This is a genomic window from uncultured Ralstonia sp. (assembly GCA_913056305.1).
Classification (GTDB): domain Bacteria; phylum Pseudomonadota; class Gammaproteobacteria; order Burkholderiales; family Burkholderiaceae; genus Ralstonia.
In genome coordinates, this window is sequence record CAJXMR010000009.1 from 23,936 (window position 1) to 49,660 (window position 25,725).

General features: G+C 66.6%; 19 protein-coding genes. 10 read left to right on the forward strand and 9 right to left on the reverse strand.

Annotated features, from left to right (window positions below; translation table 11 throughout):
- Positions 1–214: 214 nt before the first annotated feature.
- Together QZ609_RS03045 and QZ609_RS03050 are read right to left on the reverse strand one after the other, a co-directional pair.
- Complete coding sequence (locus tag QZ609_RS03045; protein ID WP_295490926.1) at positions 215–1,792, reverse strand: methyl-accepting chemotaxis protein; 1,578 nt, start codon at positions 1,790–1,792, stop codon at positions 215–217.
- Positions 1,793–1,858: 66 nt separating this feature from the next.
- A complete protein-coding gene (locus QZ609_RS03050; RefSeq protein WP_295490929.1) occupies positions 1,859–3,421 on the reverse strand; it encodes a methyl-accepting chemotaxis protein in 1,563 nt (520 codons plus the stop codon).
- A gap of 359 nt (positions 3,422–3,780) precedes the next feature.
- Here QZ609_RS03050 and QZ609_RS03055 point away from each other — a divergent pair, with 359 nt between their 5' ends.
- The 3 genes from QZ609_RS03055 (at position 3,781) to QZ609_RS03065 (ending at position 5,915) form a co-directional block, all read left to right on the forward strand.
- Positions 3,781–4,290 (forward strand): sigma-70 family RNA polymerase sigma factor, encoded by a 510-nt coding sequence (locus QZ609_RS03055; protein WP_295490932.1) that lies wholly within the window; start codon positions 3,781–3,783, stop codon positions 4,288–4,290.
- Positions 4,287–5,243 (forward strand): FecR family protein, encoded by a 957-nt coding sequence (locus tag QZ609_RS03060; protein ID WP_295490935.1) that lies wholly within the window; start codon positions 4,287–4,289, stop codon positions 5,241–5,243. Before QZ609_RS03055 ends, QZ609_RS03060 begins: the two co-directional genes overlap by 4 nt.
- 150 nt (positions 5,244–5,393) lie before the next feature.
- Positions 5,394–5,915: a helix-turn-helix transcriptional regulator gene (locus tag QZ609_RS03065; RefSeq protein ID WP_295490937.1), complete on the forward strand. Its 522-nt coding sequence runs from the start codon at positions 5,394–5,396 to the stop codon at positions 5,913–5,915.
- A 95-nt stretch (positions 5,916–6,010) separates the two neighbouring features.
- Here the strand turns inward: QZ609_RS03065 and QZ609_RS03070 are convergent, their stop codons facing one another.
- From QZ609_RS03070 to QZ609_RS03080, 3 genes are all read right to left on the reverse strand, one after another.
- A complete protein-coding gene (locus QZ609_RS03070) occupies positions 6,011–6,748 on the reverse strand; it encodes a response regulator transcription factor (RefSeq protein WP_295490939.1) in 738 nt (245 codons plus the stop codon).
- Between the two features lie 242 nt (positions 6,749–6,990).
- Entirely contained in the window at positions 6,991–9,297 is a 2,307-nt protein-coding gene (locus QZ609_RS03075) for a TonB-dependent receptor (RefSeq protein ID WP_295490942.1), read from the reverse strand.
- 162 nt (positions 9,298–9,459) lie between these two features.
- A complete protein-coding gene (locus QZ609_RS03080; protein WP_295490945.1) occupies positions 9,460–9,669 on the reverse strand; it encodes a hypothetical protein in 210 nt (69 codons plus the stop codon).
- Between QZ609_RS03080 and QZ609_RS03085 the strand changes: the two genes are divergently transcribed.
- Positions 9,650–9,841: a hypothetical protein gene (locus tag QZ609_RS03085; protein WP_295490948.1), complete on the forward strand. Its 192-nt coding sequence runs from the start codon at positions 9,650–9,652 to the stop codon at positions 9,839–9,841. The genes QZ609_RS03080 and QZ609_RS03085 overlap by 20 nt on opposite strands.
- A 36-nt stretch (positions 9,842–9,877) precedes the next feature.
- On the opposite strand, the gene QZ609_RS03090 is transcribed toward QZ609_RS03085, so the two are convergent.
- Entirely contained in the window at positions 9,878–12,121 is a 2,244-nt protein-coding gene (locus QZ609_RS03090; RefSeq protein WP_295490951.1) for a LamG-like jellyroll fold domain-containing protein, read from the reverse strand.
- Between the two features lie 302 nt (positions 12,122–12,423).
- On the opposite strand from QZ609_RS03090, the gene QZ609_RS03095 reads away from it, so the two are divergent.
- On the forward strand, positions 12,424–13,323 hold the full coding sequence (locus QZ609_RS03095) for a type III effector protein (RefSeq protein WP_295490955.1): 900 nt from the start codon (positions 12,424–12,426) through the stop codon (positions 13,321–13,323).
- A gap of 7 nt (positions 13,324–13,330) precedes the next feature.
- On the opposite strand, the gene QZ609_RS03100 is transcribed toward QZ609_RS03095, so the two are convergent.
- Positions 13,331–13,627 (reverse strand): hypothetical protein, encoded by a 297-nt coding sequence (locus QZ609_RS03100; RefSeq protein ID WP_295490958.1) that lies wholly within the window; start codon positions 13,625–13,627, stop codon positions 13,331–13,333.
- A gap of 422 nt (positions 13,628–14,049) precedes the next feature.
- On the opposite strand from QZ609_RS03100, the gene QZ609_RS03105 reads away from it, so the two are divergent.
- The gene (locus tag QZ609_RS03105; protein WP_295490960.1) at positions 14,050–16,833 is read left to right on the forward strand and encodes a DNA translocase FtsK 4TM domain-containing protein; all 2,784 of its coding nucleotides are present in this window, start codon (positions 14,050–14,052) and stop codon (positions 16,831–16,833) included.
- Here the strand turns inward: QZ609_RS03105 and fliD are convergent, their stop codons facing one another.
- Entirely contained in the window at positions 16,834–18,870 is a 2,037-nt protein-coding gene (fliD, locus tag QZ609_RS03110) for a flagellar filament capping protein FliD (RefSeq protein WP_295490963.1), read from the reverse strand.
- Positions 18,871–19,134: 264 nt separating this feature from the next.
- Here fliD and QZ609_RS03115 point away from each other — a divergent pair, with 264 nt between their 5' ends.
- The 4 genes from QZ609_RS03115 to QZ609_RS03130 are packed head-to-tail and all read left to right on the forward strand — an operon-like array spanning position 19,135 to position 24,004.
- The gene (locus tag QZ609_RS03115) at positions 19,135–19,428 is read left to right on the forward strand and encodes a hypothetical protein (RefSeq protein ID WP_295490966.1); all 294 of its coding nucleotides are present in this window, start codon (positions 19,135–19,137) and stop codon (positions 19,426–19,428) included.
- On the forward strand, positions 19,425–20,474 hold the full coding sequence (mdtN, locus tag QZ609_RS03120; RefSeq protein WP_295490969.1) for a multidrug transporter subunit MdtN: 1,050 nt from the start codon (positions 19,425–19,427) through the stop codon (positions 20,472–20,474). The genes QZ609_RS03115 and mdtN overlap by 4 nt, the downstream gene beginning before the upstream one ends.
- The gene (locus tag QZ609_RS03125; protein WP_295490971.1) at positions 20,455–22,467 is read left to right on the forward strand and encodes an FUSC family protein; all 2,013 of its coding nucleotides are present in this window, start codon (positions 20,455–20,457) and stop codon (positions 22,465–22,467) included. Before mdtN ends, QZ609_RS03125 begins: the two co-directional genes overlap by 20 nt.
- Positions 22,454–24,004, forward strand: coding sequence for a TolC family protein (locus QZ609_RS03130; RefSeq protein ID WP_295490973.1), 1,551 nt, complete (start codon positions 22,454–22,456; stop codon positions 24,002–24,004). The genes QZ609_RS03125 and QZ609_RS03130 overlap by 14 nt, the downstream gene beginning before the upstream one ends.
- 28 nt (positions 24,005–24,032) lie before the next feature.
- Here QZ609_RS03130 and glnA read toward each other — a convergent pair whose 3' ends face one another.
- Positions 24,033–25,508 (reverse strand): type I glutamate--ammonia ligase, encoded by a 1,476-nt coding sequence (gene glnA, locus QZ609_RS03135; RefSeq protein WP_295490976.1) that lies wholly within the window; start codon positions 25,506–25,508, stop codon positions 24,033–24,035.
- Positions 25,509–25,725: the final 217 nt, after the last annotated feature.

Genomic DNA, 25,725 nt, shown 5'->3' on the forward strand with positions numbered 1-25,725 from the left:
GATACGTCAACAAGGCGCTCAACCGTGCTCCGCCGTACCGCACACGAGACGGCGAGGTCGGGGAGGGGCCACCGATCTCGCCTGACCCGGCACGGCAGCTGAGCCGGCTTCCGTATCAAGGCTGCACCCACTGTAGCGGCGCACCCACGGCCAGTCCACGCCTGGCCGCGGGTTTCTGAGCATTGATGAATTTTGGGCCGCCACCATGGTGTGCCTAACCTGCGCTCAACGTCGGCGTGGATTCCGCGCCGTCAAGACGAAAGAACGCAACCGTCGCGCTGAGCTGCTGCCCCTGTTCCTGCAACGATGCAGAAGCCGCGGCCGCCTGTTCCACGAGCGCGGCGTTCTGCTGCGTCACCTCATCCATCTGCGTGACCGCCAGGCTGACTTGCTCGATGCCGCGGCTTTGCTCGGAAGACGCCGCAGCGATCTCGCCCATGATGTGGGTCACGCGCTCGATCGCCTTCGTGACGTCGGACATCGTCTTGCCCGCCTCATCGACCAGCAACGAGCCGTTCTGCACTTTCTCCACCGAGGTCTCGATCAGGCCCTTGATCTCCCTCGCCGCGCTTGACGAGCGCTGGGCCAGCGTACGCACCTCGCTGGCCACCACGGCAAAGCCGCGGCCCTGTTCACCCGCCCGCGCTGCCTCGACGGCGGCATTGAGCGCGAGGATGTTCGTCTGGAACGCGATGCTCTCGATCATGCCCGTGATCTCGGCGATCTTGTTGGAGCTGTCGCTGATCTCGCCCATCCGGTCGACCACCTGATCGACCACGGCCCGCCCTTGGTTGGCGATGGCCGAGGCGGTGGCCGCGAGCTCGTTGGCCTGGTGCGCATGGTCCGTGTTCTGCTTCACGATGGCAGTGAGTTCCTCCATGCTCGACGCGGTCTCTTCCAGCGAGCTGGCCTGCTGCTCCGTGCGTGAAGACAGATCGAGGTTGCCGGCGGCGATCTGGCCGCTGGCGGCGGCGATATTCTGCGTGCCGCCGCGTACGCGGCCGACGACGCCGGTCAGGCTTTCGGTCATGTCGCGCAGGGCACGCAGCAACTGCCCGGTCTCGTCCGTGCTTTGCACGTCGATCCGGTGCGTCAGATCCCCCGCGGCTACCGCGTTGGCCAAGGTCACGGCGTCGGCGAGCGGGCGGGTGATCGAACGCGTGACGCCTAGGGCCAGGATCACAGCCAGCGCAACCGAGCTCGCCACAGTGGCCAGCATGATCCGGATGGTCCGCGTGTAGTCCGCCTCCACCTGTGCGGCGGCGTCCTGATTCAGCTTCACCTGACGATCGATCAGCGCCCGGATCGAACCAAACAGCTTGTCCTGCATGGGCTGGACGTCCCGGGCAAGGAAGATCGCGGCCGCTTCCATATTGCCGGCATCGACCAGCGGGATGACCTTTTCATAAAGTGGCACGATGTCTTTCTTCCCGGCTTCGATCGCGGCGTGAAGCTGCTGTCCTTCTGCGGAATGGATCAGCGGTTTCATTTTCGCCAGATCTTGGTCGAGCTTCTGCCGGTAGGTGACGATCCTTTTGGACATCGTCTCCTGCAACTCTCTGTCTTGATAGATCACGTAGTCCCGAATGGCCCGCGCGACTTCATTCAGGTCCCCTTGCAGTTCGTAGGCGAGGGCGATCTTCGCGTTGTTCTCGTGGACGATGAGGTCCGTCTGCTGCTTGCCGGCGGAAATCGAGCTCCAGCCGACAGTGGCGTTGATCAGCAGCAGGATCACAAGCGCAGCGAAGCCAAGGCTGAGCCGGACGGATATCTTCAGGTTGTTGAGCAGCATGTCTTTTCAGCCAAGGTCAATGTCGTGAATCATGCGTTGTGCAGCGAAGTGCTGAGGACACCAACGTTAAGCCAACGTACCTTTCGCCAGCCTGAACACCGACACGGCATGCTTCAACTGCGCAGCCCGTTCCTCCAGCGACTGCGCCGCCGCAGTCGACTGCTCGACCAGCGCCGCGTTCTGCTGCGTGACCTCGTCCATCTGCTGCACGGCCTGTCCGACGTGCTCGATATTGCGGCTTTGTTCTTCCGATGCCTCGGCGATCTCGCCCACGATCTGCGCCACGCGGGCAATCTCGGCCTCGATCCGGTGGATGGTGGCGCCGACGTCATGGGTGGCTTCGGTGCTTTCCCGCACGCCCTCGACCGAACGTTCGATCAGCTGCTTGATCTCCCGGGCGGCCACCGACGAGCGCTGCGCCAGGCTGCGGACCTCACCCGCCACCACCGCAAAGCCACGACCTTGCTCGCCGGCGCGGGCGGCTTCCACCGCGGCGTTGAGGGCGAGGATGTTGGTCTGGAAGGCGATGCCCTCGATCACGCCGGTGATGTCGGCGATCTTGCTGGACGCCTCGTGCATGCGCTGCATGGTCCCGCCCAGGCGGCTGACGGCCTCCTGCGCGCCGGTGGCCACGCCCGCAGCTGCGGTGGCCAGCGTGCTGGCCTGCCGTGCGCTGTCGGCATTGCGGCGGACCGTTTCGGTCAGCTCCGTCATGCTGGAGGCGGTTTCCTCGAGCGAGGCCGCCTGCTGCTCGGTCCGCGCGGATAGGTCACTGCTGCCGGCGGCCACCTGGCCGGAGGCGGTGGCGATGGTATCCGTACTGTCATGCACCTCCTGCACGATCGTCGCCAGGTTGGCGCGCATCGCGTCCAGCGCGCGCGCGAGCTGGCCGGTTTCATCCGCTGCCTGGGCATGGAGAGAATGGATGCGGGTCGACAGGTCACCACGGGCCACGTCGTCGGCGAGGTGAACCGCTTGCGAAATCGGCCGCACGATCGAACGCGTGATCCAGATGGCGGCGAGGATCGCCAGCAGTGTGCTGGCTACGGCAATGGCCAGCAGGATGAGCGTGGCGCGCCGGGCCGCCTCCATGGCACTGTTGCCTGCGTCGACCATGCGCTGCGCCTGGTGATTGGCCAGCCCGTCCAGTGCCTCGAAGTAGGCCGCCTGGGGGGGCGGCATCTCGTCCTGCAGGATCGCCAGCGCGCCGCTCTTGTCATCGGCCTCGATGCGTGCGATGGCGCGGTTGCGGATGGCGACGTAGGGGTCCTGCGTTTGCAGGATGCGCTGGAACAGATCCGTGCCCGCCTTGGAGGCCACCAGTTTCTGGAGCGCTTCACGCGCCTTGGCGCTTTCCACGCGCACGGCTTGGATCTTCTGCAACGGGGCTTTCGCCGCAGCCGCGTCCTGCGCCATCCATGCGTCGCGCACGAGTACAGCGGAGGTGCCTGCATTGAACTTCAATTGCGCGACCAGCGCAGTCTTCGGATACAGCTCGCTCGCCATCTGCTGGAGATCGTTGCTGGCTGCGTTCATCTGGAAGATGGCCAGCGCCGTTGTCAGCAGGCCCAGCGCGACCACAAACCCGAACGCGATGCCAAGCCTGAGCCCGATTTTCAAGCGGGTCATGAAATGCCTCTCAAGTATGCAATGTCACTTGGGTACGGGCAGGCCAGGCGCTTCTTGAGAAGATTGAGGATATTTGAGGATTGGCGGACAAGCAGGGCAGAGCGTGCGCGCGGCGGGCGCCTCCCGGCGCTGCAGCCGCGTCGCAACGCGGTGCCGGTGCCGTGGCGCCCACATCGCCCTGCTTGAAAAACACGCGACTTGAAAGCTTTGCGACGGGATGCCCCGCTCAAAATGACTCATATGAAGTAGATACGTCGCTAAAATCGGCCGACACAGCGCACGCTTTCTCCCGAGGCGGCCCGGCGTGCGGTGTGGGGGATCGGGAGACGATCTGAGTTGATACGCGCGAAAGGGGGACCGTGACGCAAGCCTGCCTACCTGCCAACGAGCAGGCATCCGACTGGTTCCGAGAGCATTACGCCTGGCTGGCTGGCCGCGTGGGGCGCAAGACGGGCTGCCGCTTTGGCGCGGAAGACGTGGCGTCGGAGACGTTCATGCAGTTGCTGCAGATGCCGGGGTGGCAGGGTGCCCGTGAGCCGCGCGCGCTGCTCACCACGATTGCGCAGCGACTGCTGTATGAGGTCTGGCGCCGCCGCGATCTCGAACGTGCCTATCAGGCATGGGCCGCGGCGCTGCCCGAGGCCACTCTCCCGTCGCCTGAGGAGCGGGCCCTGATCCTGGAAACCCTCACCACCATCGACCGCGTGCTGGACGGTTTGCCTGCCAAGGCACGCATCGCCTTCCTCTGCAGCCAGCTCGATGGACTGACCTATGCCGAGATTGCCGCGCGCCTGCAGGTGTCGGTGCGTATGGTGCAGAAGTACATGACCCAGGCGCTACGCCTGTGCTATCTGGCCGGCGCGTCGTGAAGCGGCCGCTGGACGATCCGATTGCCGAGCGGGCCATTCAGTGGCTCGTGCTGCTGCGCTCAGGCATGGCCTCGCAAGCCGACCACGAAGGCTTTGCCGCCTGGCGCAACGCCAACCCGGCGCATGCCGAGGCGGTGCAGCGCCTGGAGGGCAGTCTTGGGGCCGTCGCCTTGCCATCTGTTTCCGACGCCCATCGCGAGGCCGCACGGCGCCTGCTGGACGCGCCGCCGTCGCCGGCGCTCGTACGACGGGGCCGCCGCGCGTTGATCGTAGGCGGGTTGGGCGTGGGGGCAGCGGCCCTCGTCAATATGCGGATGCCGGTGTCGGACCTGGGCGCCGACATGCGCACCGCCACCGCCGAACGCCGCGACTTCACCCTCGCCGACGGCCACCAGGTACGCCTCAATGCGCGCAGCGCAGTGGACATCATGCCGACCGCGCTTGGACACGACGTGCGCTTGCGGCGCGGCAGTGTGTTGGTGGCGGCGAGCCCGCGGGCCGATCGCATGAGGCTGGTATCACCCGCTGGCGTGGCCGAATGCACGGGCGGGATGATGTGCGCATCACTAGATGCCCCGCAGGCGATGACCGTCGCAGTGCTGGAGGGGATGGCCGCGTTGTCGACGCCGCCGGGCGCAGCCACGATGGCCCACGCCGGTGACGTGCTGCGCCTCAACCAGGAGGGCATCACGCCGCTGACGCTGTCCGCACGTGCCGTGGCCGCCTGGACGCAGGGCCTCGTCGAAGTCGAACACCAGCCGCTGGCGGACGTCGTGGCCGCGCTGCGACCGTATCACGCCGGCGTCATCGACCTGCAGGCCGACGTTGCCGATTTGCGGGTGACGGGGCGTTTCCCGCTCGATCCGCACCGCGCGTTGCAGATGCTGGTGGACACCCTGCCCATCGACGTGCGCGTCATCGCCGGTTTGTGGGTACGCATCCGTGCACGCTGACGTTCTTTGCGCCATGTCGCCCGATTTTTTTCATTCCGCCGGTTCCGCTTTGGCCAGCTCGTTGCACATGGAGGTAAGAGGACAGCGTTGCGCGATTTGGCATCGCCACGCTTGCATCCAATTGCAACCCACAACAGAGCGAAGATCGAGATGAACGCCCGGGGTCAGGACGATGTGCTGCCATCCGCAGCCGACACACCACACCTTGTCATGCCGACCGGGATGGGGGCCGGTCACACTGCCGCGGCAATGGCAGACCTCGTCGCCCAGTGGGGCGCGCTCACTGCATCGACTGGCGTGATTCTCCTGGACCTGGAGCAACTGGCCGATGCTGCGGGCGTCTGGCCGACCACGCAGTTGCAACCACTCAGCCTCGAGCAGGCGTACGCCATGCTCGGCCGTCTGCTGGAGGCGCGGGAACGGGAACGCGGGCCGGGTGCGTCTGCCCGCTCCAGCCTGTCGGCATTGACCCCGCGCCAGTGCGACATCCTGCGCGAAACGGTGCGCGGTAAATCGAATGTCGAGATTGCGCAAACGCTGCATATCAGCGTTGAAACCGTCAAATCGCACGTGCGTCAGATCCTGATGCGTCTGGGCGCGCGCAACCGGACAGAGCTGGCGGCGCTATATCAGCAGAGTGTGAGTGAAATCCCGCCGCGCGAGCGCAATTAAGCAGTGATTTAAATCACGTTATCCGAGTTCAAAAGAACTGCGCAAGCGGGCGGTTTTGCGTCTGCCGGCTGCAATCGTTTGCGCAGGCAAGCGATTTACGCGGCCAGACTTGGTTTTGGCACAGCGTCCATTGGCTCGCTTGCCGGCTCGAGCACGACAAGCTGGTATCCGCGTGCGTAGATGGTCTTGAGTTCGACGCCGGTCTCCTGCCCGAAGCGCAGCTTCTTGCGCAGCTTGTAGATGTGCTGCTCGATCGAGCGCTCGACAATGCTCGCATCCGTGCCCCACACGGCCGAGGCAATCTGTTGGCGCGACAGGAACGCCCCCGGCGACGAGAACAGGAGCCACGCGGTGGCGAACTCGCGCGCGGTCAGGCGGATGGGCGTGTCGTCGATGCTGGCGATACGGGTCAGGCGGGACAGACGGTAAGGCCCGACCACCATGTGCATGCTGGCGGCCTGTCGCGGGGGGCCGGAGCGGCGCAGCACCCGCTGCACACGGGCGCGCAGTTCGTCGGCGGTGAAGTGTCCCGTGAGCAAGTCGTCGACGCCGGCATCGAAGGCATGGGCCATGTCTGCGCGGTCGGTGAACTGCCCGAAGACCAGGATCGGCCAGCACATGTCGGCATTGCAGTCGCGCCACGACAGCACCAACTGGCCCGCCGTGCGGAACTGCTGGGCATCGATCATCACCAGGTCGAAAGCATGGGTGCGCCGCGCCCGCAGCAACGCCAGTGCATCGTCAAAGCACATGCATTCCACGTCCGGCGTCGACAGGTATGCGGCGACATGGGCAAAGCTGGACGGATTGGTGGTCAGGACGGCGAATTTCATGGCGATGGCGCTTCCCGTTCACGTTGTGCCAGGACGTGCACGGGCATCTCTGCTGACGGATCGGGAAAATTGGAGGCCAAGCATAACGTTCACTATTTCTCAACACATCACCATAAAGAGTGAAATTGCTCGCCGGAATGAATTGAATGTTTTATCGCACCGATTAAGTGCATTTTGATGATGCTGATTCCCTATTTAAGGGGCGCCATCATGCGTGAATGCATGGACTGCCTGCTACAGCTTCAGAAGCTGCGCATGAGCCGCAGATCCAGCGTGCGCCCGGGCAGGATGGGGATGAAGCTGCTCGTGAGCGTATTGCCGTAGGCGCGGGCATTGAAGAGATTGCGCGCGATCAGGTCGACGCGCCACGTCTTGCGATGCCAGTACAGGCTGCCATCGAACAGCATCGAGCCGGGGATGCGGAAGCTTGGCGAGGCGTAGCAGGTGACGCCGCTCTGTGCGATGACACCCAGCCCTGCGCCGGCGCCGTCAAAGGAACCGCCGCGCACCGTGTAGGTCGTCCATGCGGCACCGTTCACGGCGGGCGCCGTAGGTGTCTGGTCGTTCAGCAGCCGACCTGAGATGCTGGAATAGGCCAGCCACAACGAGGTCTCCCACCCGCCGCCCAGTGCGCCTTGCAGCGACAGCTCGATCCCCTGGCTAGTCTGCTCGGGCACTTCCATGTAGTAGCCCGGGTGTCCCATGTCGGCCAGGCTCACGTGATTGGCGTCGATGCGGTAGAGCGCCACCTGCGCCGACAGCTTGCGGCTCGCGTCTTCCCACCGCGCGCCGGTTTCCAGTTGGCGGCTGCGCTCCGGCTGCAGGGTGCCGCCGCTGTAGAAATAGCCGGTGTTGATCTGGAAGCCGTGCGAATAGTCCGCAAACCACGACGTGTGCCGGTCCAGCTTGTAGACCAGCCCGAACGCCGGCGTCCACGCCAGGCCGCGCAGCTGGGCGGCCGGCAGCTTGGCGATGTAGTCGTTGGCGCGCACCGATGCGGAGACCTCCCAGCGGTCTCCCAGCGCAATGCGGTCGCGCAGCCGGAACACCGATTGCCGCACCGTCTGCGACAGCGACACGCCCGGGACGAAGCTGGGCGGCGGCAGCGGCTGCGGATCGAACGGATTCTGCGCGGCCTGGGCGATGGCCCCCGGATAGACGAAATCCTGCCGGTCCTGGATCTCATCCCACCCCAGCACCAGTGCGTGCGTGATCCGTCCCTGGCGGACCGTGCCCGTCAGGTCGTTCGACAGCGCCCAGACGCGGTTGTCGGTGCGATAGCCGAGGCCGAGCATCGGCATGGGCACGGAACCCTGCGGCGTCGGCATCAGCCGCCATTGCACCGATTGCGCCGTGACGTTCTCGTACGATCCGCGCGAATGCACGGTCCAGTCGTCCAACAGGCTGTGCGAGACCTTGTAGTGCAGGCGGTTGGCGCGGTTCTGCAGACTGTCGTCCGGGTTGCCGAGCGGGCTGTCGGCGGGCAGGCGCACTGGCGTGCCGCCCAGCGAAAAACTCGATGGCTGGATCGGCTGTCGGCTGGCGATCGTTTCGATCCCCGCTGTCACATCCGTTGCCGCATCGTGCCAGCCCAGCGCCGCGAGCCCATAGCCGACATGGTGGCCGGCGTAGCCCCCGGCGCTGTTGGCCGACGTGTCCTGCACGCCCACCACGCGGTAGGTCAGGCCGCTTGGCACCGCCTCGCCGATCGTGCCGCCCAGGTCCGCCACGATCTTGCGTCCTGCGTACGCGCCAGCCTCCACGGCAATGCTGCGCTGGGTGGCCGCGGTGGGCGCCTCCAGGCTGGCGCCGACGGTGCCACCCGCCATGGTGGTGCCGGCCACATCGGCGTTCGGGCCCTTGATGACGTGAATCTCGTCCAGCGCCTCGAGCGGCCGTAGCGAGGCGAGCCGGTCAGGCAGACCATCCACCGAGATCGCGTCGGTCATGAACCCGCGTATGGCGTACTGCGGCGGCGCCGACGGATCGACGACAACGGACGTGACCCCTGCCTGGGCAAGCGCTGCCCCCAGCGTGCGCGGCAGCTGGCTCGACAGCAGCCCGTTGGTGATCGTGTTGACCGCGTGCGGCATGCTCATCGACGGCATCTCGAGATGCGTGATGGCGTTAGTAGAGAGCGCCGCAAAGCCGCTGTCGGCAGCGCCTTGTACCTCGGAAGGCGGGAGTGTGACGATCACCGCCGGCGCTGGATCGGGGCGGGCTGCCACGACGGTCAGCGTGCCATCGGGCAGGGTCGCCAGCGCAAGGCCGGACCCCTGCAGCGCGCGCCGGGCGGCGTCCTGGGCCGACAGCGTGCCGTCGATAGGCCCGGCCCAGCGGTCCTTCACCAGGCTGGAAGCAAACACCACGTGCTGGCCGCTCAGCCGCGCGATTTCCAACAGGACATGTTCCAGCGGTGCCCGCGCGATCCGCAGGTGCTTCGGGGTGTCGTCGGCCAGCGCATGCGCGGGGCGCGCGGCGGATAAGGCAACCAGCAGGGCAAGCAGGCGGACGGTCGGGCGGGAGGCGGTGGACCGCGCAGACTTCATCGGAAAAAACACATGGGCGCCGCGCGGGTGAGTGCGCTTGGGGGTTCGGGCTTGGAATGGGGCAGGGGGTCATGCAACGCCCCGACCGCGGATGCAATCAACATCGGCGGTCGGGGCGATTTCCTGAGCGATGCAAACGTCGCCCGCACCTGCGCGCAAACCTCAGATCGGCGAGGTGGGGGCGACGGATTTGAGCGGCACGAAGGCGGCACTGCAATCCACCGGTGCGGCAGTGCCGGGCGTGCCCGACACGCTCACGTCACTGCCCAACTTGAAGTGCGCTGCCGACGGTGAAGCGGGGCCGCCATTGTGCGCGCCCTGGAACGCCGGCTGCATGCCGTCGAAGACCACGTTGTCCAGCGTGATCGTCAATCGTCAGCGGATGGTTCTGGCCGTTGGCTTCGTAGCCGAGGATGGTCATGGTGCGCTTGGCGGCCTGGGTGCTGCCCACGTCGTGGAAGTTCTTGACGACGATGTCGGTGAAACGCGCATGTTGCTCACGCCCGCGTTGGTCTCGCTGCCGATCGACAGGCCGTGCCCGTAGTAGGTCGGTTTCATGGCTGCGGGCTCTCCTGAAGGGTCAGCTGTTCATCAGCGATACGATCTGCGCGCCACTGAGCGCGCCACGGTGGATGCGGAAGTCGTCGATCAGCCCGTTGAAGCCCGGGTCTGCGGCGTATTGCGATTTGCCCAGCCAGTTCTGCGTGGTGCCGCCCAAGCGGAACGGGGCGAGGAACATCGCGGTGTTGGTGGCGACGGCCGCGCCGTTGACATACAGCGCGCCTGTCGAGCCCGACAGCGTGACGGCCACGTGCACCCATTGCCCGATCGGCAGCGCGGCGGTGCCGTCGATGATCTGATCACCATGGCCGTTGACGGTGATGGCGAAGCGGGCCACACCGGCGCTATTGCGCGGCGTCAGCATCAGGTAGTGGCCGGTGCCGGAGCCGAAATCGAAGATGCGCGCCCAGGTTTGCGAGGCGTTCCAGAACACCCAGGCCGAGAGGGTGCAGTCCGACACGTCGGTCAGCAGGTTCGGGGGCAGGGCCACATAGGCGCCCGAACCGTTGAGCGACACCGCAGTGCCGCTGTGGCCCGTCGCCCAGGTCGCGCCATTGGTGAGCGTACCGGTATGGCCGTTGCCGGAGCTGTCGGCCGCAAGCGTGCCGCTGCCCTCGTTAAAGGGCAGGTCGGTGTGCAGCTGGACGGCCGTGACCACCTTCACTTGGTTGGAGGCAGCCGATTGGCCGGAGGCTGTCTGCGCGGTGACGACGTAGTAGTACGTGCCGGCTGCGGGCGGCGTGTCGGTATGGCTGAGCAGGTCGGTGATGCCGCTCTGGACGGTGCTGTACGGGCCGCCGGCAATGGTGGCGCGCTTGACCGTATAGCTGGTGGCGTTGCTGCAGCCCCACCACGACAGCACCACGTTGCCGGCGGCCGCATAGCCTGTCAGGCCGCTCGGGGCGGTGGCCGGCGTGCCCGCGTCCAGCGTGCAGGTGAGGGTACCGTAGCCGAGCTGGTCGTAGCCGCCGCTGTTGGGGCCGTAGTCGCCACCGCCGCCCTCCGGCGCGACGAGATCCGCGAACTGCTTGCTGTACGGCGCCGCCAGCCCCTTGCGGTTGATGTAGTGGTTGGCCACGAGCGCCCAGCATGGCCGATGGGTGCCTTGACCGATCGTCGATAGCACCGTCTGGGTCACGTCCACATTCTGGTACGTGACGTAGGGCACGGTGTAGTACGTGGTGCCGGACTGGATCAGGTTGGCCTTGGCCACGTACTCGGCGCCGGCCAGGAAGCGGTTGTTGTCGAGGCCGTACAGGTCGATGCCCTGGTTCCACGCCATCTCGCAGATCGCGCCGCCCAGCGCGATGCCCAGCGTGTTGTGGCCCTGGTCGCGGCCGGTTTCCTGCCATTGGCCCAGATAGCCCGGGTGCACGTAGTACACGGCCTGCTCGATGCAGCCATTGCCCGCGCCGCTCTTGAAGTATGTGATGGCCTCGTTGAAGAGGCTGGCGTCATCGCACAGCACGCCGATGGCGAGCACGGAGGCGAGGTTGCACAAGTCCCAGTTGGCCCAGTAGTGCGTGATCTCCGTGCCGTTGTGCAGGGTCAGGAATTTGTGATTGATGGGGTAGAAGACGTTGCGCATCAGCGCCTGGAACGCGGCCAGGCCGGACGCGCTCCAGCCGCTGTAGCTGCGCATGATTTCGCCCGCGTTGGCGAACTGGTAGCCGTAGATGCCGGCAGCCAGGTCGACGTTGGAGTCGCCGCCCAGCGTGGTGAGCGTGGCCGACCAGGCGTTGAGGTACTGCACCGCCTTGTCGGCATAGGCCGTGTCGCCCGAGACCTTCCAGCGCAGCGCGCAGCCATACGCTGCGGCGATGTCGTTGTAGAGGATGCCGTAGTTCTCGGCGTGCACGCCGTCGTTGCCGCGATAGATGGCGGCTTGCGGATTGGGGTTGCGCGACAGGCTGGTGTGGCTGTTGGCGACGAGCACATTCCAGCCGTCGATCCACGGCGAGGCCTTGGCCGCGACCTTGGCGCGCATGCGGCCGAAATCCGCCTCGGTGTGCAGCAGGCCCGGATGCGTGAAAGTCTGCGTGCTGGCGGCCGTGTTCGAGGTGGTCGTTCCCGCCGTGCCTGTCGTGCCTGTCGTGCCTTGCGTGGTGGTGGCCGCGGTTGCGGCACCATCCCCGCCGCCGCAACCCGATAGCAGCGCAGCACCCAGCCCATACACGAAATTCCGTCTGGAGAGGTTGTCGATGGTGCCCTCCGCACGATTGTTGCTCTGTGGGGGCAACGCCGGCCCGCGCTTGTCGTTCATATCACCCGCCTTCGTTCGTTGTTGTCGTCAAACCGCGGCGAGCGGGTGCAGGAAGCATGCCAAGCACCCCACGACGGGAGGGTGACGATTTTTGCCGCCCAGGCTGACAGAAGGCGTCGATGCGCTTCAACGGACTGGCAGGTTTGATGAGCTTTGTTGAGGGTGTCGGACAGCGGCCGGCCCCGCATCACCCGCGCTGCCGCTGGTTTCACGCCCGATTGCGGGGCATGCCGGCGCGCTTGGCCATGGTTCTTGCTAGATGGCACGATCGGCCCGATTGGCCATTCGCAACGGGTGTTCTCATGTCGTCATCGACCCCGTCCGCCGCAGACGCCCTGATCGGGCGCATTCGGCGGGGCATCCGGCAGGCAGGCGAGGCGCCCGACCCGGTGGCCCGGCACGCCCAGTTCTACCGCATTGCACAAGCGCTCAAGGCCGAGATCCTCGCGTTCGCTGCCGCAGAATCCGACGACGACGCGGTCCTGCGCTGCATGCGGGCGCTGCACGAGGAAAGCACTGCGTTCAAGCATGCGCATGCCATTGCGCGGCTGGTGTATGCGCCCGAAGTCGACATGCGCTATCCCTTCCGGGATGAGGCGAGCAACCCGGTCGTCGTGGCGACGCTCCAGCAGTTTGGACGGCCCGACGACGGCACGCGCACCTACGTTGCCGATCCGGTCTGGCCGTATCTGCAGGCCGATGAAGCTTCGGATGCACGCGCGATGCGGTATCACAGCCAGATCCATTGCCGTGCAATGCTGCCCACCGATTTGTGCGATCCGCGGGAACACGCGCTGGTGGGCGAGCGCGGTGTGTTTGCGGTGCGCGATCTTGAGGCAGGCGCATGCCTGGGCGTCTACGGCGGTCGGCTGATGAACGCCGCCACCTATTACGCCTGCATCGACCCGACCTTCGTACTGTCGACCACGGTCGATGGCATCGAATCATGGATCGACGGCGAGAACATCCTGGCGATGGCCAACACCGCGTTTGCCTACGAAGGCGAGCGTCCGGCCCGCCAGGCCGGTGCCGGCTACAACATGGAGGCCGCCGTGTTTCACGCACTCTCCCGCTGCGGCCGGCGCTTCGCCATCCGCGCGTTCTTCACGACGGAGCCCGTTGCCGCCGGCACGGAGCTGCGCTGGAACTATCACTACCCGCAGGCCCTGATCCGGCAACGGTTCGGTGCGCAGCCGGCATGAGCGCCGCCTACATCAGCATCTGCGTACGCTGCTTCAGCGCGGCGATCAGCACATTCACCTCGTCCAGCAGCGTCGCCTCATAGGGGCCGGGGACGGCCTCGTCGCTGGTCATCGACATGGCGTCATTGATCTCCCGCCGGAAGTTGTGCTCGATGGCGGCACATTCCGTCGGGGGCAGGTAGGGGAAGGCCGCGGCAATGAAGCGGCTCAACGCAACGACACGGGCACCGAGCTTGGAGACATTGGTCAGGTTTTCGCTGATCGAGGCATTCAGCGCGATGAGCTCGTTGTGGTCGATCGTCATGGTGGTCTGCGTGGGCTTGCACAGCGCCAAGCGGCGGGACGCGGCGGCGCTGACGTTGGGCGGCCGGCTACAGCCGCCTTAGTCCGATTGTATGAAGCCACGGCATGCGCAAGTCTCAAGAATGTTCGCGCGGATGCGACCGGATGCACCGATTCCGTGCCAACGCAGCAGACGAAGCGGGCGCAGCGTGATTTGCAGACTGGCGGAAAAAAAGAACCCGCACCAGCGGCGGGTTCGAGCGTAAGAAGAGCGTGCGGGGAAGCGCCACTCTCGTCTTCATCCTAGGAAAAATCCGAGCAATCTCGAACGGCGTTGCGCACGCAATGTTCAACTTTGCTCCGCGGCTATCGGATGAGTAAATGTGGGCGGGCGCGCGCACCCCGCTACAATCGCGGCCTGGCATTTGTAGACGGCATTTCGAAATGGGGCTTGGCTGGTTTGGCATTTCCACCGTGTGGCTGCTGCCGCTGGTGTGGCGATACGCAACGCGTGTGCTGGCGGGAGAGCGCGGCTTCTTCAAGGGGCCGGGCACCGTTCGGATGTGGCTGGTCACGCTGACCGCACTGTGCGCGAGCGCCGCGCTCGAAGCGCTCACCTCCGGCGCCGATCCGCAGGACAAGGCGGGTGGGGCGGTGGGGCGCGGGTTGTCGTCGCTGTTTTCGGCCATGCTGGGCTGGACGGGCGCGTTTCTGTTGATGCTCGGCGTGCTGGTCTGGGTGGCGCCGATAGTGTTTGGGCGATCCTGGCGGCAGGTGTTCGCCCGCCGTCGCGCGGTTGAAGACGAACTGCCGCCCGAGGCCGCCCCGACGCCCGAGGCCGCCCACGATGCGCCCCTGAAACCCACTGCGTTTGGCCTGGGCGGGGCAGGGGAGGCCCATTGGTCCGCCAAGGTCGACGCCGCACGTCCTGCGCCTCGCCATCGCGGCATCGAAGCCATTTCTGCACGCCGCCAGCCGGCCTGGCAGCCGCCGCCGCGCACGCGCCCATCCCCACCGCAACCCGGCGAGATCTGGCCGCTGCTCGACGCACAGAAAGCCGCCGCTGCCGAGCCGCCCGCAAGCGAACGTGCCACGCCTCCATCTGCGCCGGTAGCGGCGCCCGCGCCGGCCCCGGCCGGGCCCAAGCCGCGTGCCACCATCGTCAGCAGCCCGTTCCATCAGCCGCAGCTCGGCTTGCGCTCGCCCGCTCCCCAGCCGGCGCCGGTGGAAGCGCAGGCGGAGGTGCATGCGGACGTTGACGTGCCACCCACCCCGGCCGCCGTCGCCTCACCGGCGCAAGCGCACGCGGAGCCGGAGATGGCACAGTCCGCCGAGACGCCCTCGGCCGATGCCGATACACAGGCGGTTGATCTGGAAGCGGTGCGCCAGGAAGCACAGGCACTGCTGGCGGAACTGCGCGGCCTGATCGCGCCGATCGATCAGCCGCAGGGGCCTGAGCCGGTTGCGGAAGCGGTTGAGGCGGTTGAGACCGTTGAAGTTTCTGAGGCTGTTGAAGTTGCCGAGCCGCTGCCCGAACCCGAACCCACGGCGACGGTTGCGGTGCCTTCGGTCACGCCGCAGGCGGAGCAGAGTGTCCCGCCGACGGCCGCGATGCCCACGCCCAAGCCGCGCATCGTATTGCCTGCCGTGGTGGGAGACGTCGTATCGCGCGCATCACCGCCGGTGGTGGCCGCGCCTGCGCCAGTGCCGGTGCCCGTTGCGCCGCGCCACGTGGATTACCGTCTGCCCGGCCCGGACTTGCTGACCGCCGCATCGACCAACACCGAGGCCGTCTCGGCTGAACACCTGGAAGAGACCAGTAACTTGATCGCCCAGCGCCTGGCCGAGTTCAAGGTGCCGGTGACGGTGGTGGGTGCCTCGGCGGGTCCCGTCATCACGCGCTTCGAGGTCGACCCGGCCATCGGCGTGCGCGGCGCGCAGGTGGTGGGCCTGATGAAGGACCTGGCGCGCGCGCTGGGCGTGACGTCCATCCGCGTGGTCGAGACCATTCCCGGCAAGACCTGCATGGGCCTGGAGCTGCCCAACGCGCGGCGCGAGATGATCCGCCTGTCGGAAGTCGTGAACGCGGCGGATTTCCAGTCGCATGCCTCGCACCTCGTGCTGGCGATGGGCAAGGACATCACCGGCAATCCGGTGGTGACGGACCTCGCGCGCGCGCCGCACCTGCTGGTGGCTGGCACCACGGGCTCGGGCAAGTCGGTGGCCGTCAACGCGATGATCCTGTCGATGCTGTACAAGGCCACGCCGGAAGACGTGCGCATGATCATGATCGACCCGAAGATGCTGGAGCTCTCGGTGTACGAGGGCATTCCGCACCTGCTGGCGCCGGTCGTGACCGACATGAAGCAGGCCGCGCACGCGCTCAACTGGTGCGTGGGCGAGATGGAGAAGCGCTATCGCCTGATGTCCGCGCTGGGCGTGCGCAATCTGGCCGGCTACAACCAGAAGATCCGCGCGGCCGAGCAGGCCGGGCGCAAGGTACCGAACCCGTTCTCGCTGACGCCCGAGGCGCCCGAGCCGCTCTCCACGCTGCCGCTCATCGTGGTGGTGATCGACGAGCTGGCCGACCTGATGATGGTGGCCGGCAAGAAGATTGAAGAGCTGATCGCGCGGCTGGCGCAGAAGGCGCGCGCGGCCGGCATCCATTTGATTTTGGCGACGCAGCGGCCGTCGGTGGACGTGATCACCGGGCTGATCAAGGCCAACATCCCGACGCGCGTGGCGTTCCAGGTGTCATCCAAGATCGACTCGCGCACGATCCTCGACCAGATGGGGGCGGAATCGCTGCTGGGCCAAGGCGACATGCTGTTCCTGCCACCGGGCACCGGCTATCCGCAGCGCGTGCACGGCGCGTTCGTGGCGGATGAGGAGGTGCACCGCGTGGTCGAGCACTGGAAGCAGTTCGGCGAGCCCGAATACGACGAAGCCATCCTGGCCGGCGACCCAGGCGAGGCCGCCGCCAGCGGCGACCTGTTTGGCGGCGAAGGCGGCAAGGATGGCGAGGGCGAGGCCGACCCGCTCTATGACGAGGCGGCGGCCTTCGTGCTGAACACGCGGCGGGCGTCGATCTCGTCGGTGCAGCGCCAGTTGCGCATCGGCTACAACCGCGCCGCGCGGCTGATCGAGCAGATGGAGGCGGCGGGGCTGGTGTCGCCGATGGGGCGCAACGGCCAGCGCGAGGTGCTGGCGCCGGGCGGCGGCGAGTGATCAGCGGTTTCTTGTCTGCTTCTGCAGCGCCGCCAGCTGCGTCGCCAGGTAGTTGCTCGTGTTCGTCATGCTCGCCACGGCTTGGGACAGCGCGTTGAACTGCGCGTAATACAGCGCCTGCTTGCTGTCCAGATGCCGCTGCATCCGGGTGATCTGGTTGGCCACCGAATTGAGCGAGCTGTTGATGGCATCGGTCGCGTTCTGCACCATGCCGTTGCTCGACAGCAGCGTGCCCATGACGGTGTGGAGTTGCGCCGCATAGCCGCGCTGGACGGTCACGCTGCCACGGGCGCCGACCGCGCCGCCGCTGACCTGCACCGTCAGCCCTTCCGCCGCCGTGCCGGTTGTGCCGTAGAGGTTCTGGCCTGACCCGGCGGCGGCCGCGCCGTTGATGGTGCCTTGGACTTCCCGCCCCGCCGTCGCCATCGGGCTGCCGCCCAGCAGCGACGCTGCGCCGTTGCCCGACACCGATACCGTGGAGATCGCGCCGAACTGCTTGTCCGTGAGGGTCAGCACGCCGTTCGCGTCGGTCGCGACCGCCACCTCCGTCTTGGCCTTCTGCAGGGCGGGGGAGGCGTTGATCAGGCTCTGGATGTGTGCAGCGAGGCTCGAAGCCGTGTAGGTCCCTGCCGGGACGTTGATGCTGGTCGTGATGCCGCTGAGCGTGACCGATAGGCCGTCGTTCACGCCGCTCTGGATCGTCGTGTTGGCCGCCGCCGAGCCTTGCAGTGAGCCCTGCGTGGCCAGTTGCGTGACGTTGATGGCGTAGCTGCCCGCCTGTGTCGCCTTGGAAAAGCTCGATACCTTCACCAGCGCATCCGTTGCGGTGCCGGTGCCGGCAAACAAACCCGCCACCTGTGACGACGACTTGAAGATGGCGGCATCGAGCTTCTTGTCGTTGATCGACAGCGTGCCGTCCGCATCCATCGTTATGCCGATGCTGCCCAGCGACTGGTAGGAGCCGTTGCCGATCGCCCGTCCGAACACGTCGGTCACCTGGTTGATGAGCGCCTTGGTGCTGACGTCGCCGGCCAGCGCCCCGTTGTTGGTGGGGTTGGCGGTGTCGAACTTGGTCAGCGCGTTGAACTGGATGCGCAGCGCGTTGTAGGCCTTGACGAAGTTCAGCACCGACGTGCTGGCCTGCCCGCCGTCGCCGCCGACCGTGACCGTGGTGCTGCCGGTCTTGGACAGCGTGAACGACGTCCCGTCGATCACGTTCGACAGCGTGTTGGTCGTGCTCTGCACGGCAATGCCGTTGATGGTGGCCAGGGCGTTCTGGCCCGTGGTCACCTCGGTCAGGTTCTGCGCGCCGGCCGGGTCGTGCGCCAGCAGCGACGAGAGCGCAGCATCGCCCGACACGGAGATCTTCATCGCCGAACTGGCACCGCCGGCGTTCGAGGTCAGCGCCAGGCGGTACGGCGTGCCGCTGCCGTCGTTGACGATGCTGGCCGACACGCCCAGTTTGGCTGCGTTGATGGCATCGCGGATGCCCGACAGCGTGTTGTTGGACGCATTGATGGTGACCGAGCCGCCAGGCAGGTTGCCGTTCTGCGTGAAGGTGGCGCCGGAGTACTTGCCGTTGGCAAACGTGCCGCCCGAGACGGCGCCAAACGCAAACGAGATCGTCGTGGGCGTGCCGCTGCCGATGGCCACCTTGTTCGACGCCTGGCCCTGCGCCGACAGCACCTGCGACTGCGCGAGCTGCGTCACCTTGACGGCATAGGTACCGGTTGGGGCCGCGCTGGTCACCGTGGCGTTCAGCACCGAGGTGTCGTGGCCGCTCACCTTCATGCCGCTGAACGCCGGCGCGTCGACCAGGTTCGCCAGCGCGGTCTGGAACGTCGACAGCGCGCTCTTGAGCGTGCCGACCGCCGACAATTGGGTCTGATACGACTTCTGCTGGTCCTGATGCAGCTTCAGCGGTCGGCCCTCCACCTGCATCAGCTTGCTGACCAGCGTGTTGACGTCGATGCTGGTCCCGATACCCGGGATGGATATCTGCGGAACGTAATTGCTGCTGGTGGAGGTGGTTGCCATGGTCGAACGCGCCTGAACCGCAGCGCCAGTGAATGTCTCCTTTCTGTCGACGGCGGCCCGAGCGGCTTCTTTAGCGCCCGACCGGCCAGAGATCCCCCGCTCTCAGCAGATGGAAAGGAAAGCGGTGCGCAACACGGCGAGAGCTGATCGCTGATCCCACCTGTTCAAGAATCAAGCGCGCTGCTAGAGTGAAGCGGCCTTGCCCGGTCGTCGAGCCAGGCCGCGCTGGCAGCGCAACACTGCCGATGGGACGCCCGCACACCCATGCCTAGCCGAGAGATCGCCTTGCCGATGCGTGTCCCGCTGATGCTCGCGCTAGGGCTTCCCCTGCAGGGCTGCGCCACGCACGGCGCGCCGTCCTACGCCATCTTCGGCGCCTATTTCCCGCTCTGGCTGCTCAGCGCCGTGATTGGCGCGACCGGTGCGCTCATCGCCCACCGGGTGTTCGTCATGACGGGATGGTCGGCCATCGTGCCACTCCAGCTCTCCGTCTGCGTGGCGATCGGTTTGACCATCGCCGTGATCGTCTGGCTCGCGGGAACGGGGCAACTCCTATGAAAATGGCCGGCATCAACAAGAGCGCGTGGCGCGGCCGGCTGATCGCGCTGGCGATCATCGTGCTGGGCGTGGCGGCGGTGGCCTACGCCATCTCCCGGACGTCGCGCTTCCCATCCACCGACGATGCGACCATCGACGCCGACGTCGTGCATGTCGCGTCGCCGGTTGGCGGGCGCATCCTCAAGCTGGCGGTCACGGAAAACCAGCATGTCGCCAAGGGCGATCTGCTGTTCGAGATCGACCCGGTGCCGTATCGGCTGGCCGTTGCACAGGCCCAGGCCGACGTGGAACTGGCCCGCGCGGCACTCGACACGCGGCGCAGGACGGTGATCGGCGAGCAGTCGGCAGCGGCCATTGCGTCCGACCAGACCCGCCGCGCCACGCACAACTATGATCTGGCCGCGCGCACCGTCACGCGGCTCAGTCCGCTCGCCGCGCAGGGCTACGTGCCAGCCCAGCAACTGGACCAGGCACAGGTCGCGCAGCGCGACGCGGCCATCTCGCTCCAGCAGGCCAACGAACAACAGCGCGCCTCCGCACGGACGATCGGCAACGACGCCGACGCGACCGCCACACTGCACGCCCGCGAGGCTGCGCTCGCGATCGCCCAGCGCGCGCTGGACGATACCGTGGTGCGCGCACCGCACGAAGGGTGGGTGACCGGGTTGAGCGTGCTGTCGGGCGAGATCGTGGCACCCAACCAGTCGATCTTCACGCTCATCGATTCCGGCGAGTGGTTTGCTGTCGCGAACTTCCGCGAGACCTCGCTTGGCGCCATTGCCGTGGGCGATTGCGCGACCGTGTTCTCCATGATCGACCGCAGCCAGCCGATCCGCGGCAAGGTGGTGGGCATCGGCGCCGGCATCACCGATCTCGACCGCGTGAACCTGCCGCGCGCGCTGCCCTACGTGCAGCCGTCCGTGAACTGGGTGCGGGTGGCGCAGCGCTTCCCGGTGCGTGTGAGCCTGGATGCGCCGGCCGACAAGCTCGTCCGCGTTGGCGCGAGCGCCATCGTCGAGATCAAGCATGGCGCCGCTTGCCGGTGACATTGCCCGCCCGGGCCTGGGTGAAATCCTGCGCCTGCTCGCACCTTTTCCGGGGCGGGCGGAGCGGGTCTTCCGCGTTGCGCTGATCTGCGCGCTGACGGTACTGGTGACCAGCATCTATGGCACACCAGAGGCCGCGCTGTCCGCCTACATCGTGTTCTTCCTGAACCGCGCAGATCGCGTGACCAGCGCCGTACTGGCCATCGTCATGCTGCTGCTGGTGACGGTCGTGATCGGGCTGGTGCTGGTGGTCGCAGTCTTTTGCGTCGACGACCCGATGCTGCGCGTAGCCGCCATGACCGTGCTGTCGGTCGGCTTGCTGTACCTGGCCTCGGCCAGCAAGCTGCGCCCGGTGGGGGCGATCCTGGCGATGATCGTTGGCTTCGGGCTCGACGAGCTGGGCATCGTGCCGAGCGGGGAGGTGGCGACCCGTGGCGCGCTCTATGCCTGGCTGATGGTGGCGATTCCGGTGGGCGTGGCGGTGGGTGTCAATCTGCTGACGGCGCCGTCACCGCGCAAGCTGGCGTGCAGGGAACTGGCCCGGCGGCTGCGTCTTGCTGCGTGCCAGTTGCGCACGCCTGGCATCGATCGCACCGCGTTCGACGCCAGCCTGCGGGAAGGCGACCACCAGATCGCCACCTGGCTGAAGCTGTCCAAGCTGGAAGGCACGTCCTCGCGGGACGATGTCGCGGCGCTGCGGCAGGCGATGTCGTCCACGGCCGCCATCCTGATGGCGGTCGATCTTGCCGATGGCGAGCCGCATCAGGGTGGGCTGCCCGCATCGTTTGCCGCCCCCATTGCCGACACGCTTGAACAGATGGCGGGCATGCTGGCGCAGGGCGGCTATCCGGTCGAGATCGAACTCCACCTGCCGACCGACGCCACGCTGCCACCCGTGGCGAAGATGATCGCAGCCGACCTGCGCACGGCGATCACGGATTTCGCCCGGGTGCAGAATCCGGCGGTGCACGCATCAGTCGGCGAGGTAGCCGCCAAGCCGCACAGCGGCTTCTTTTTGCCGGACGCGCACACCAACCCCGATCACATCCGCTACGCGTTCAAGACCACCGCCGCTGCCATGTTCTGCTATCTGCTGTACATGCAGCTGAACTGGACCGGTATCCATACTTGCTTCATCACGTGCTACGTGGTCTCGCTCGGCACCACGGCGGAAACCGTCGAGAAGCTGACGCTGCGCATCGCCGGATGCGCGATCGGCGCGCTACTGGGCATCGCCGCCATCGTGTACGTGACGCCCGCGTTGACGTCGATTGGTCAGTTGATGGCGCTGGTGTTTGCCGGCGCATGGGTAGCGGCCTGGATCGCGCAGGGCTCGCCGCGCATTGCCTATGCGGGGTTCCAGATCTCGTTTGCGTTTTTCCTGTGCGTGATCCAGGGGGCGGCGCCGAGCTTTGACCTGACGACCGCGCGGGACCGTGTCATTGGCATCCTGCTGGGCAACGTCGTCGTGTACCTGGTCTTTACACGCGTGTGGCCGGTCAGCATTGCCAAGCAGATCGACGCGGCGCTGGCTGCGCTGCTGCTGCAATGGCAGCGGCTGATCAAGATCGAACGCGCCGACCAGCGGCGCGCCGAAGCCGCGCAGGCCCTCGCGCAATATGGCGCGCTCGAGCAGAATCTCGGGCTGGTCCACTACGAGCCCGCGTGGGTGCGGCCGCCACCAGAATGGATAGCCGGACGCCGGCGGGTGCTAGCCGAACTCGGGGCGATCGAAGGGCCGCTGTTCCTGCTGGCCGAACGCGCACCGGGCGATACGGCTGCCGAGGCGCGACTGCATCGCATCGCGAGCGGGTTCCTGGCCGACGAGGGCGGGGTGGCGGTTGCTGCCGATGACGCCGCGCCCGCGCCCGAACGCCCCGCGGACCCCGCGCGCGACGCGCTGCTCAAGCTGGCCGACGCGCGCCTGGCCGACGTTGCCCAGGCGACTCGCCATGACGCACCAAAGGAGTCCGTAACGCATGCGCCGGCTTAGGTTGTCGCCCCTTCCCGTTGTGCTCGCCGTGGCCGCCATGACGGGTTGCGCCACTGCCTCGCTGGACCTCGCGCCGGGCAGCCCCGACCACCCATGGCAGCCGGACACGACCGCTACCGGCGAGATCGTGCCGGGGGCGTCCAAGCCCGCATCGGCGGTCTCGCCAATCGGCTACACGTTGCCGGCGAACGCTGCCGTGGCATCGGTGCCCGCAGCGTCCGCGCTGGACGCTGCGCATGCCTACACGCTGCCCGAGCTGATCGACTTGGCCGAATCCGCCAACCCGCTGACGCGCGTAGCCTGGAATGACGCCCGCAACGCAGCGCTGGCGGCGGGCATTGCCAAGAGTGCATATCTGCCCTATCTCTCGGCCACCGCCATGGCCGGTTATCAGTCCGGCCATGGTTCGACCTCGACCCTGCTCGGCCAGGCCTCGGCGGATTCAACCGCGCATGGGTCGATCTCAGTGCTGTCACTGCAATGGCTGTTGTTCGATTTCGGTGGGCGCGCTGCTCGGGTCGAGGCTGCCGAACAAATCTCGGTCATCGCCAACATTGGCTTTACCGCGGTCCACCAGCAGGTGATCCACGATGTCAGCGTCGCGTTCTACGCCTACGAGGCCGCGCGTTCGCGCACGGTTACCACGCGCCAAGGACTGGACAATGCCGATGCGATCCTGGCCGCGGCGCGGGCACGGTACAAGCAGGGCATCGGCACCGTGGTCGAGGTCGCCCAGGCCACGCAAAACCGGGCGCAGGCGAATCTCGCGCTCGTTCAGGCGCAGGGTGCGGAGAGCAATAGCTACATGAGCCTGATCTCCGGGCTGGGTGTCTCGCCGCTCTCCCACCCCAGGATCGCGGAGCTGCCGACGCGTCCCTTGCCGGCGGCGCTACGCGATTCCGTCGACCAGATCGTTGCCACGGCCATCGCCCGGCGCCCCGACGTGCTGAGCGCCTATGCGGCGGAAAAAGCCAGCCAGGCCAGGGCCCGCGCCGCCGAGACGGAATTCCTGCCCAAGGTCTTCCTGTCGGGGTCGGCGTCGTACAGCTCCGGCGGCGCGGCGATCACGGCCATTCCCCCGATCGGCCAGCAGGCGCCGACGGTGAACCTCAACGGCACGCATTACGGCACCAGTGTCTTCGTGGGCGTCAACATCCCGCTGTATGACGGCGGGCTACGCGCGGCAGTGCTGATGCAGGCGCACAATGACGCCGAGAGCGCCGCGACCAAGCTAACGCGGACGAAGGAGGAGGCAGTACGCCAGATCGTCACCGGGCAGAACATGCTGCAGACGAGCCTTGCCACGCATGAAGCGGCGCAGGCGCTGGTGGCCGCAGCACAGACCACGTACGACGCCGCATTTACGGCCTACCGCCACGGGGTGGGCTCGATCACCGATGTGCTGCTGGCGCAGAACCAGTTGCTTGCAGCCAAGAACGCTGCCGCCGACGCCTACAGCGGCGCACGCGCGGCCGCCGCAACCTTGGCGTTGGCAACTGGCTCCATCGGCGCAAAACCGACGCAATCGGACTGGTAGCGCACGAGGTACGGCCCCCGCACCCGCATCAGATATCGAAGTAGAGGTAGAACTCCCACGGGTGCGGCCGCAGCTTGAGCGTGTCGATCTCGCGATGGCGCTTGTAGTCGATCCAGGCCCGGATCACGTCGTCGGTAAAGACGTCGCCATGGCGCAGGAAATACGAATCGGCTTCCAGCGCCTCCAGCGATTCTTCGAGCGAGCCGGGCACCTGCCGGATCTTCGCGGCTTCCTCGGGCGGCAGTTCGTAGATGTTGCGGTCGAGCGGCTCGCCGGGGTCGGTTTGATGCGCGATGCCGTCCAGGCCGGCCATCAGCATCGCCGCGAACGCGAGATAGGCATTGGCGGAAGGGTCGGGGCAGCGGAATTCCACGCGCCGGGCGGCGGGCGAATCCGAAACCATGGGAATGCGCGCGGCGGCCGAGCGGTTGCGCTGCGACATGGCCAGGTTGACCGGCGCCTCATAGCCCGGCACCAGGCGCTTGTAGGAGTTCGTACTCGGCGCGCAGAAGGCCATCAGGGCCGGCGCGTGCTTGAGCAACCCACCGATGTACCAGCGGCATAACTGCGACGTCATCGCCCAGCCGTTGGCGTCATAGAACAGGTTCTCGTCGCCTTTCCACAGGCTCTGGTGGCAGTGCATGCCGCTGGCGTTGTCGGCAAACAGCGGCTTGGGCATGAAAGTCGCGACCTTGCCGTGCTTGCGCGCGACGTTCTTGCAGATGTACTTGTACATCATCACGTTGTCGGCCATGCGCGTGAGCGGGGCGAAGCGCATGTCGATCTCGTTCTGCCCAGCGGTGGCCACCTCGTGGTGATGCACCTCGACCCGGATGCCGGCCTGCATCAGCGCCAGCACGATCTCCGAGCGGATGTCCTGCAGCGTGTCGTGCGGCGGCACGGGAAAGTAGCCTTCCTTGTAGCGCTGCTTGTAGCCGAGGTTGCCGCCGCCGTACGCACCTTCGTCGCGGCCCGAGGCCCATTCGCCCTCGGCCGATTCCACATGGTAGTAGCCGGAGTGCTGGTCCTGCCCGTAGCGGATGGAATCGAAGATGAAGAACTCCAGCTCCGGGCCGAAGTAGCAGGTCGTGGCCAGGCCACCGTGTCGCAGGTGGTGCTCGGCCTTCTTGGCGATGTAGCGCGGGTCGCGCGAATAGGGCCCTTTCTGCACCGGGTCCATCACATCGCAAATCACGGCCAGCGTGGTGGTCGAGCAGAACGGGTCGATAAAGGCGGTGGTCGGGTCCGGCCGCACCAGCATGTCGGACTCGTGAATCTCCTGGAAGCCGCGGATCGATGAGCCGTCAAAGCCGATGCCGGCTTCGAACAGCTCGTCGTTGACCTCGGGGAGGGTGATGGAGAAGTGCTGCCACTGGCCGGGCAGGTCGGTGAAGCGGAGGTCCACCACCTGGACGGCGCGCTGCTTGATCAGGTCGACCACTTCGCCCGCGTTCTTGGGCAAGTCGGCGCGGTAGCTGCCAGGTTCCACTGAGACCATGCTCATGGCTGCCTCCCTTGTGTGGCCGCGCATGCTTCAACACTAGTCGGTCGGGCCGTGAAAGCAAAGTGCTTCGCAGATGGCCTCCCTAGTGCCGCCCACCGCTGCCAGATCGGCGAGAGGTGGCGTCTGCGATACCCGATTTCCGCACGGTCTTCACATCGGGAATTGCGTGCCGATAATCCGCTCAGACGTCAGAGGTACGACGGGAACGCTGCCAAAC

What these genes read in the sequence shown, in the direction of transcription:
- QZ609_RS03045 (WP_295490926.1), bottom strand. Translation starts at nt 1,792, where the DNA reads ATGCTGCTCAACAACCTGAAGATATCCGTCCGGCTCAGCCTTGGCTTC.
- QZ609_RS03050 (WP_295490929.1), bottom strand. Translation starts at nt 3,421, where the DNA reads ATGACCCGCTTGAAAATCGGGCTCAGGCTTGGCATCGCGTTCGGGTTT.
- QZ609_RS03065 (WP_295490937.1), top strand. Translation starts at nt 5,394, where the DNA reads ATGAACGCCCGGGGTCAGGACGATGTGCTGCCATCCGCAGCCGACACA.
- QZ609_RS03070 (WP_295490939.1), bottom strand. Translation starts at nt 6,748, where the DNA reads ATGAAATTCGCCGTCCTGACCACCAATCCGTCCAGCTTTGCCCATGTC.
- QZ609_RS03075 (WP_295490942.1), bottom strand. Translation starts at nt 9,297, where the DNA reads ATGAAGTCTGCGCGGTCCACCGCCTCCCGCCCGACCGTCCGCCTGCTT.
- QZ609_RS03090 (WP_295490951.1), bottom strand. Translation starts at nt 12,121, where the DNA reads ATGAACGACAAGCGCGGGCCGGCGTTGCCCCCACAGAGCAACAATCGT.
- QZ609_RS03095 (WP_295490955.1), top strand. Translation starts at nt 12,424, where the DNA reads ATGTCGTCATCGACCCCGTCCGCCGCAGACGCCCTGATCGGGCGCATT.
- QZ609_RS03100 (WP_295490958.1), bottom strand. Translation starts at nt 13,627, where the DNA reads ATGACGATCGACCACAACGAGCTCATCGCGCTGAATGCCTCGATCAGC.
- QZ609_RS03105 (WP_295490960.1), top strand. Translation starts at nt 14,050, where the DNA reads ATGGGGCTTGGCTGGTTTGGCATTTCCACCGTGTGGCTGCTGCCGCTG.
- fliD (WP_295490963.1), bottom strand. Translation starts at nt 18,870, where the DNA reads ATGGCAACCACCTCCACCAGCAGCAATTACGTTCCGCAGATATCCATC.
- QZ609_RS03115 (WP_295490966.1), top strand. Translation starts at nt 19,135, where the DNA reads ATGCCTAGCCGAGAGATCGCCTTGCCGATGCGTGTCCCGCTGATGCTC.
- mdtN (WP_295490969.1), top strand. Translation starts at nt 19,425, where the DNA reads ATGAAAATGGCCGGCATCAACAAGAGCGCGTGGCGCGGCCGGCTGATC.
- QZ609_RS03125 (WP_295490971.1), top strand. Translation starts at nt 20,455, where the DNA reads ATGGCGCCGCTTGCCGGTGACATTGCCCGCCCGGGCCTGGGTGAAATC.
- QZ609_RS03130 (WP_295490973.1), top strand. Translation starts at nt 22,454, where the DNA reads ATGCGCCGGCTTAGGTTGTCGCCCCTTCCCGTTGTGCTCGCCGTGGCC.
- glnA (WP_295490976.1), bottom strand. Translation starts at nt 25,508, where the DNA reads ATGAGCATGGTCTCAGTGGAACCTGGCAGCTACCGCGCCGACTTGCCC.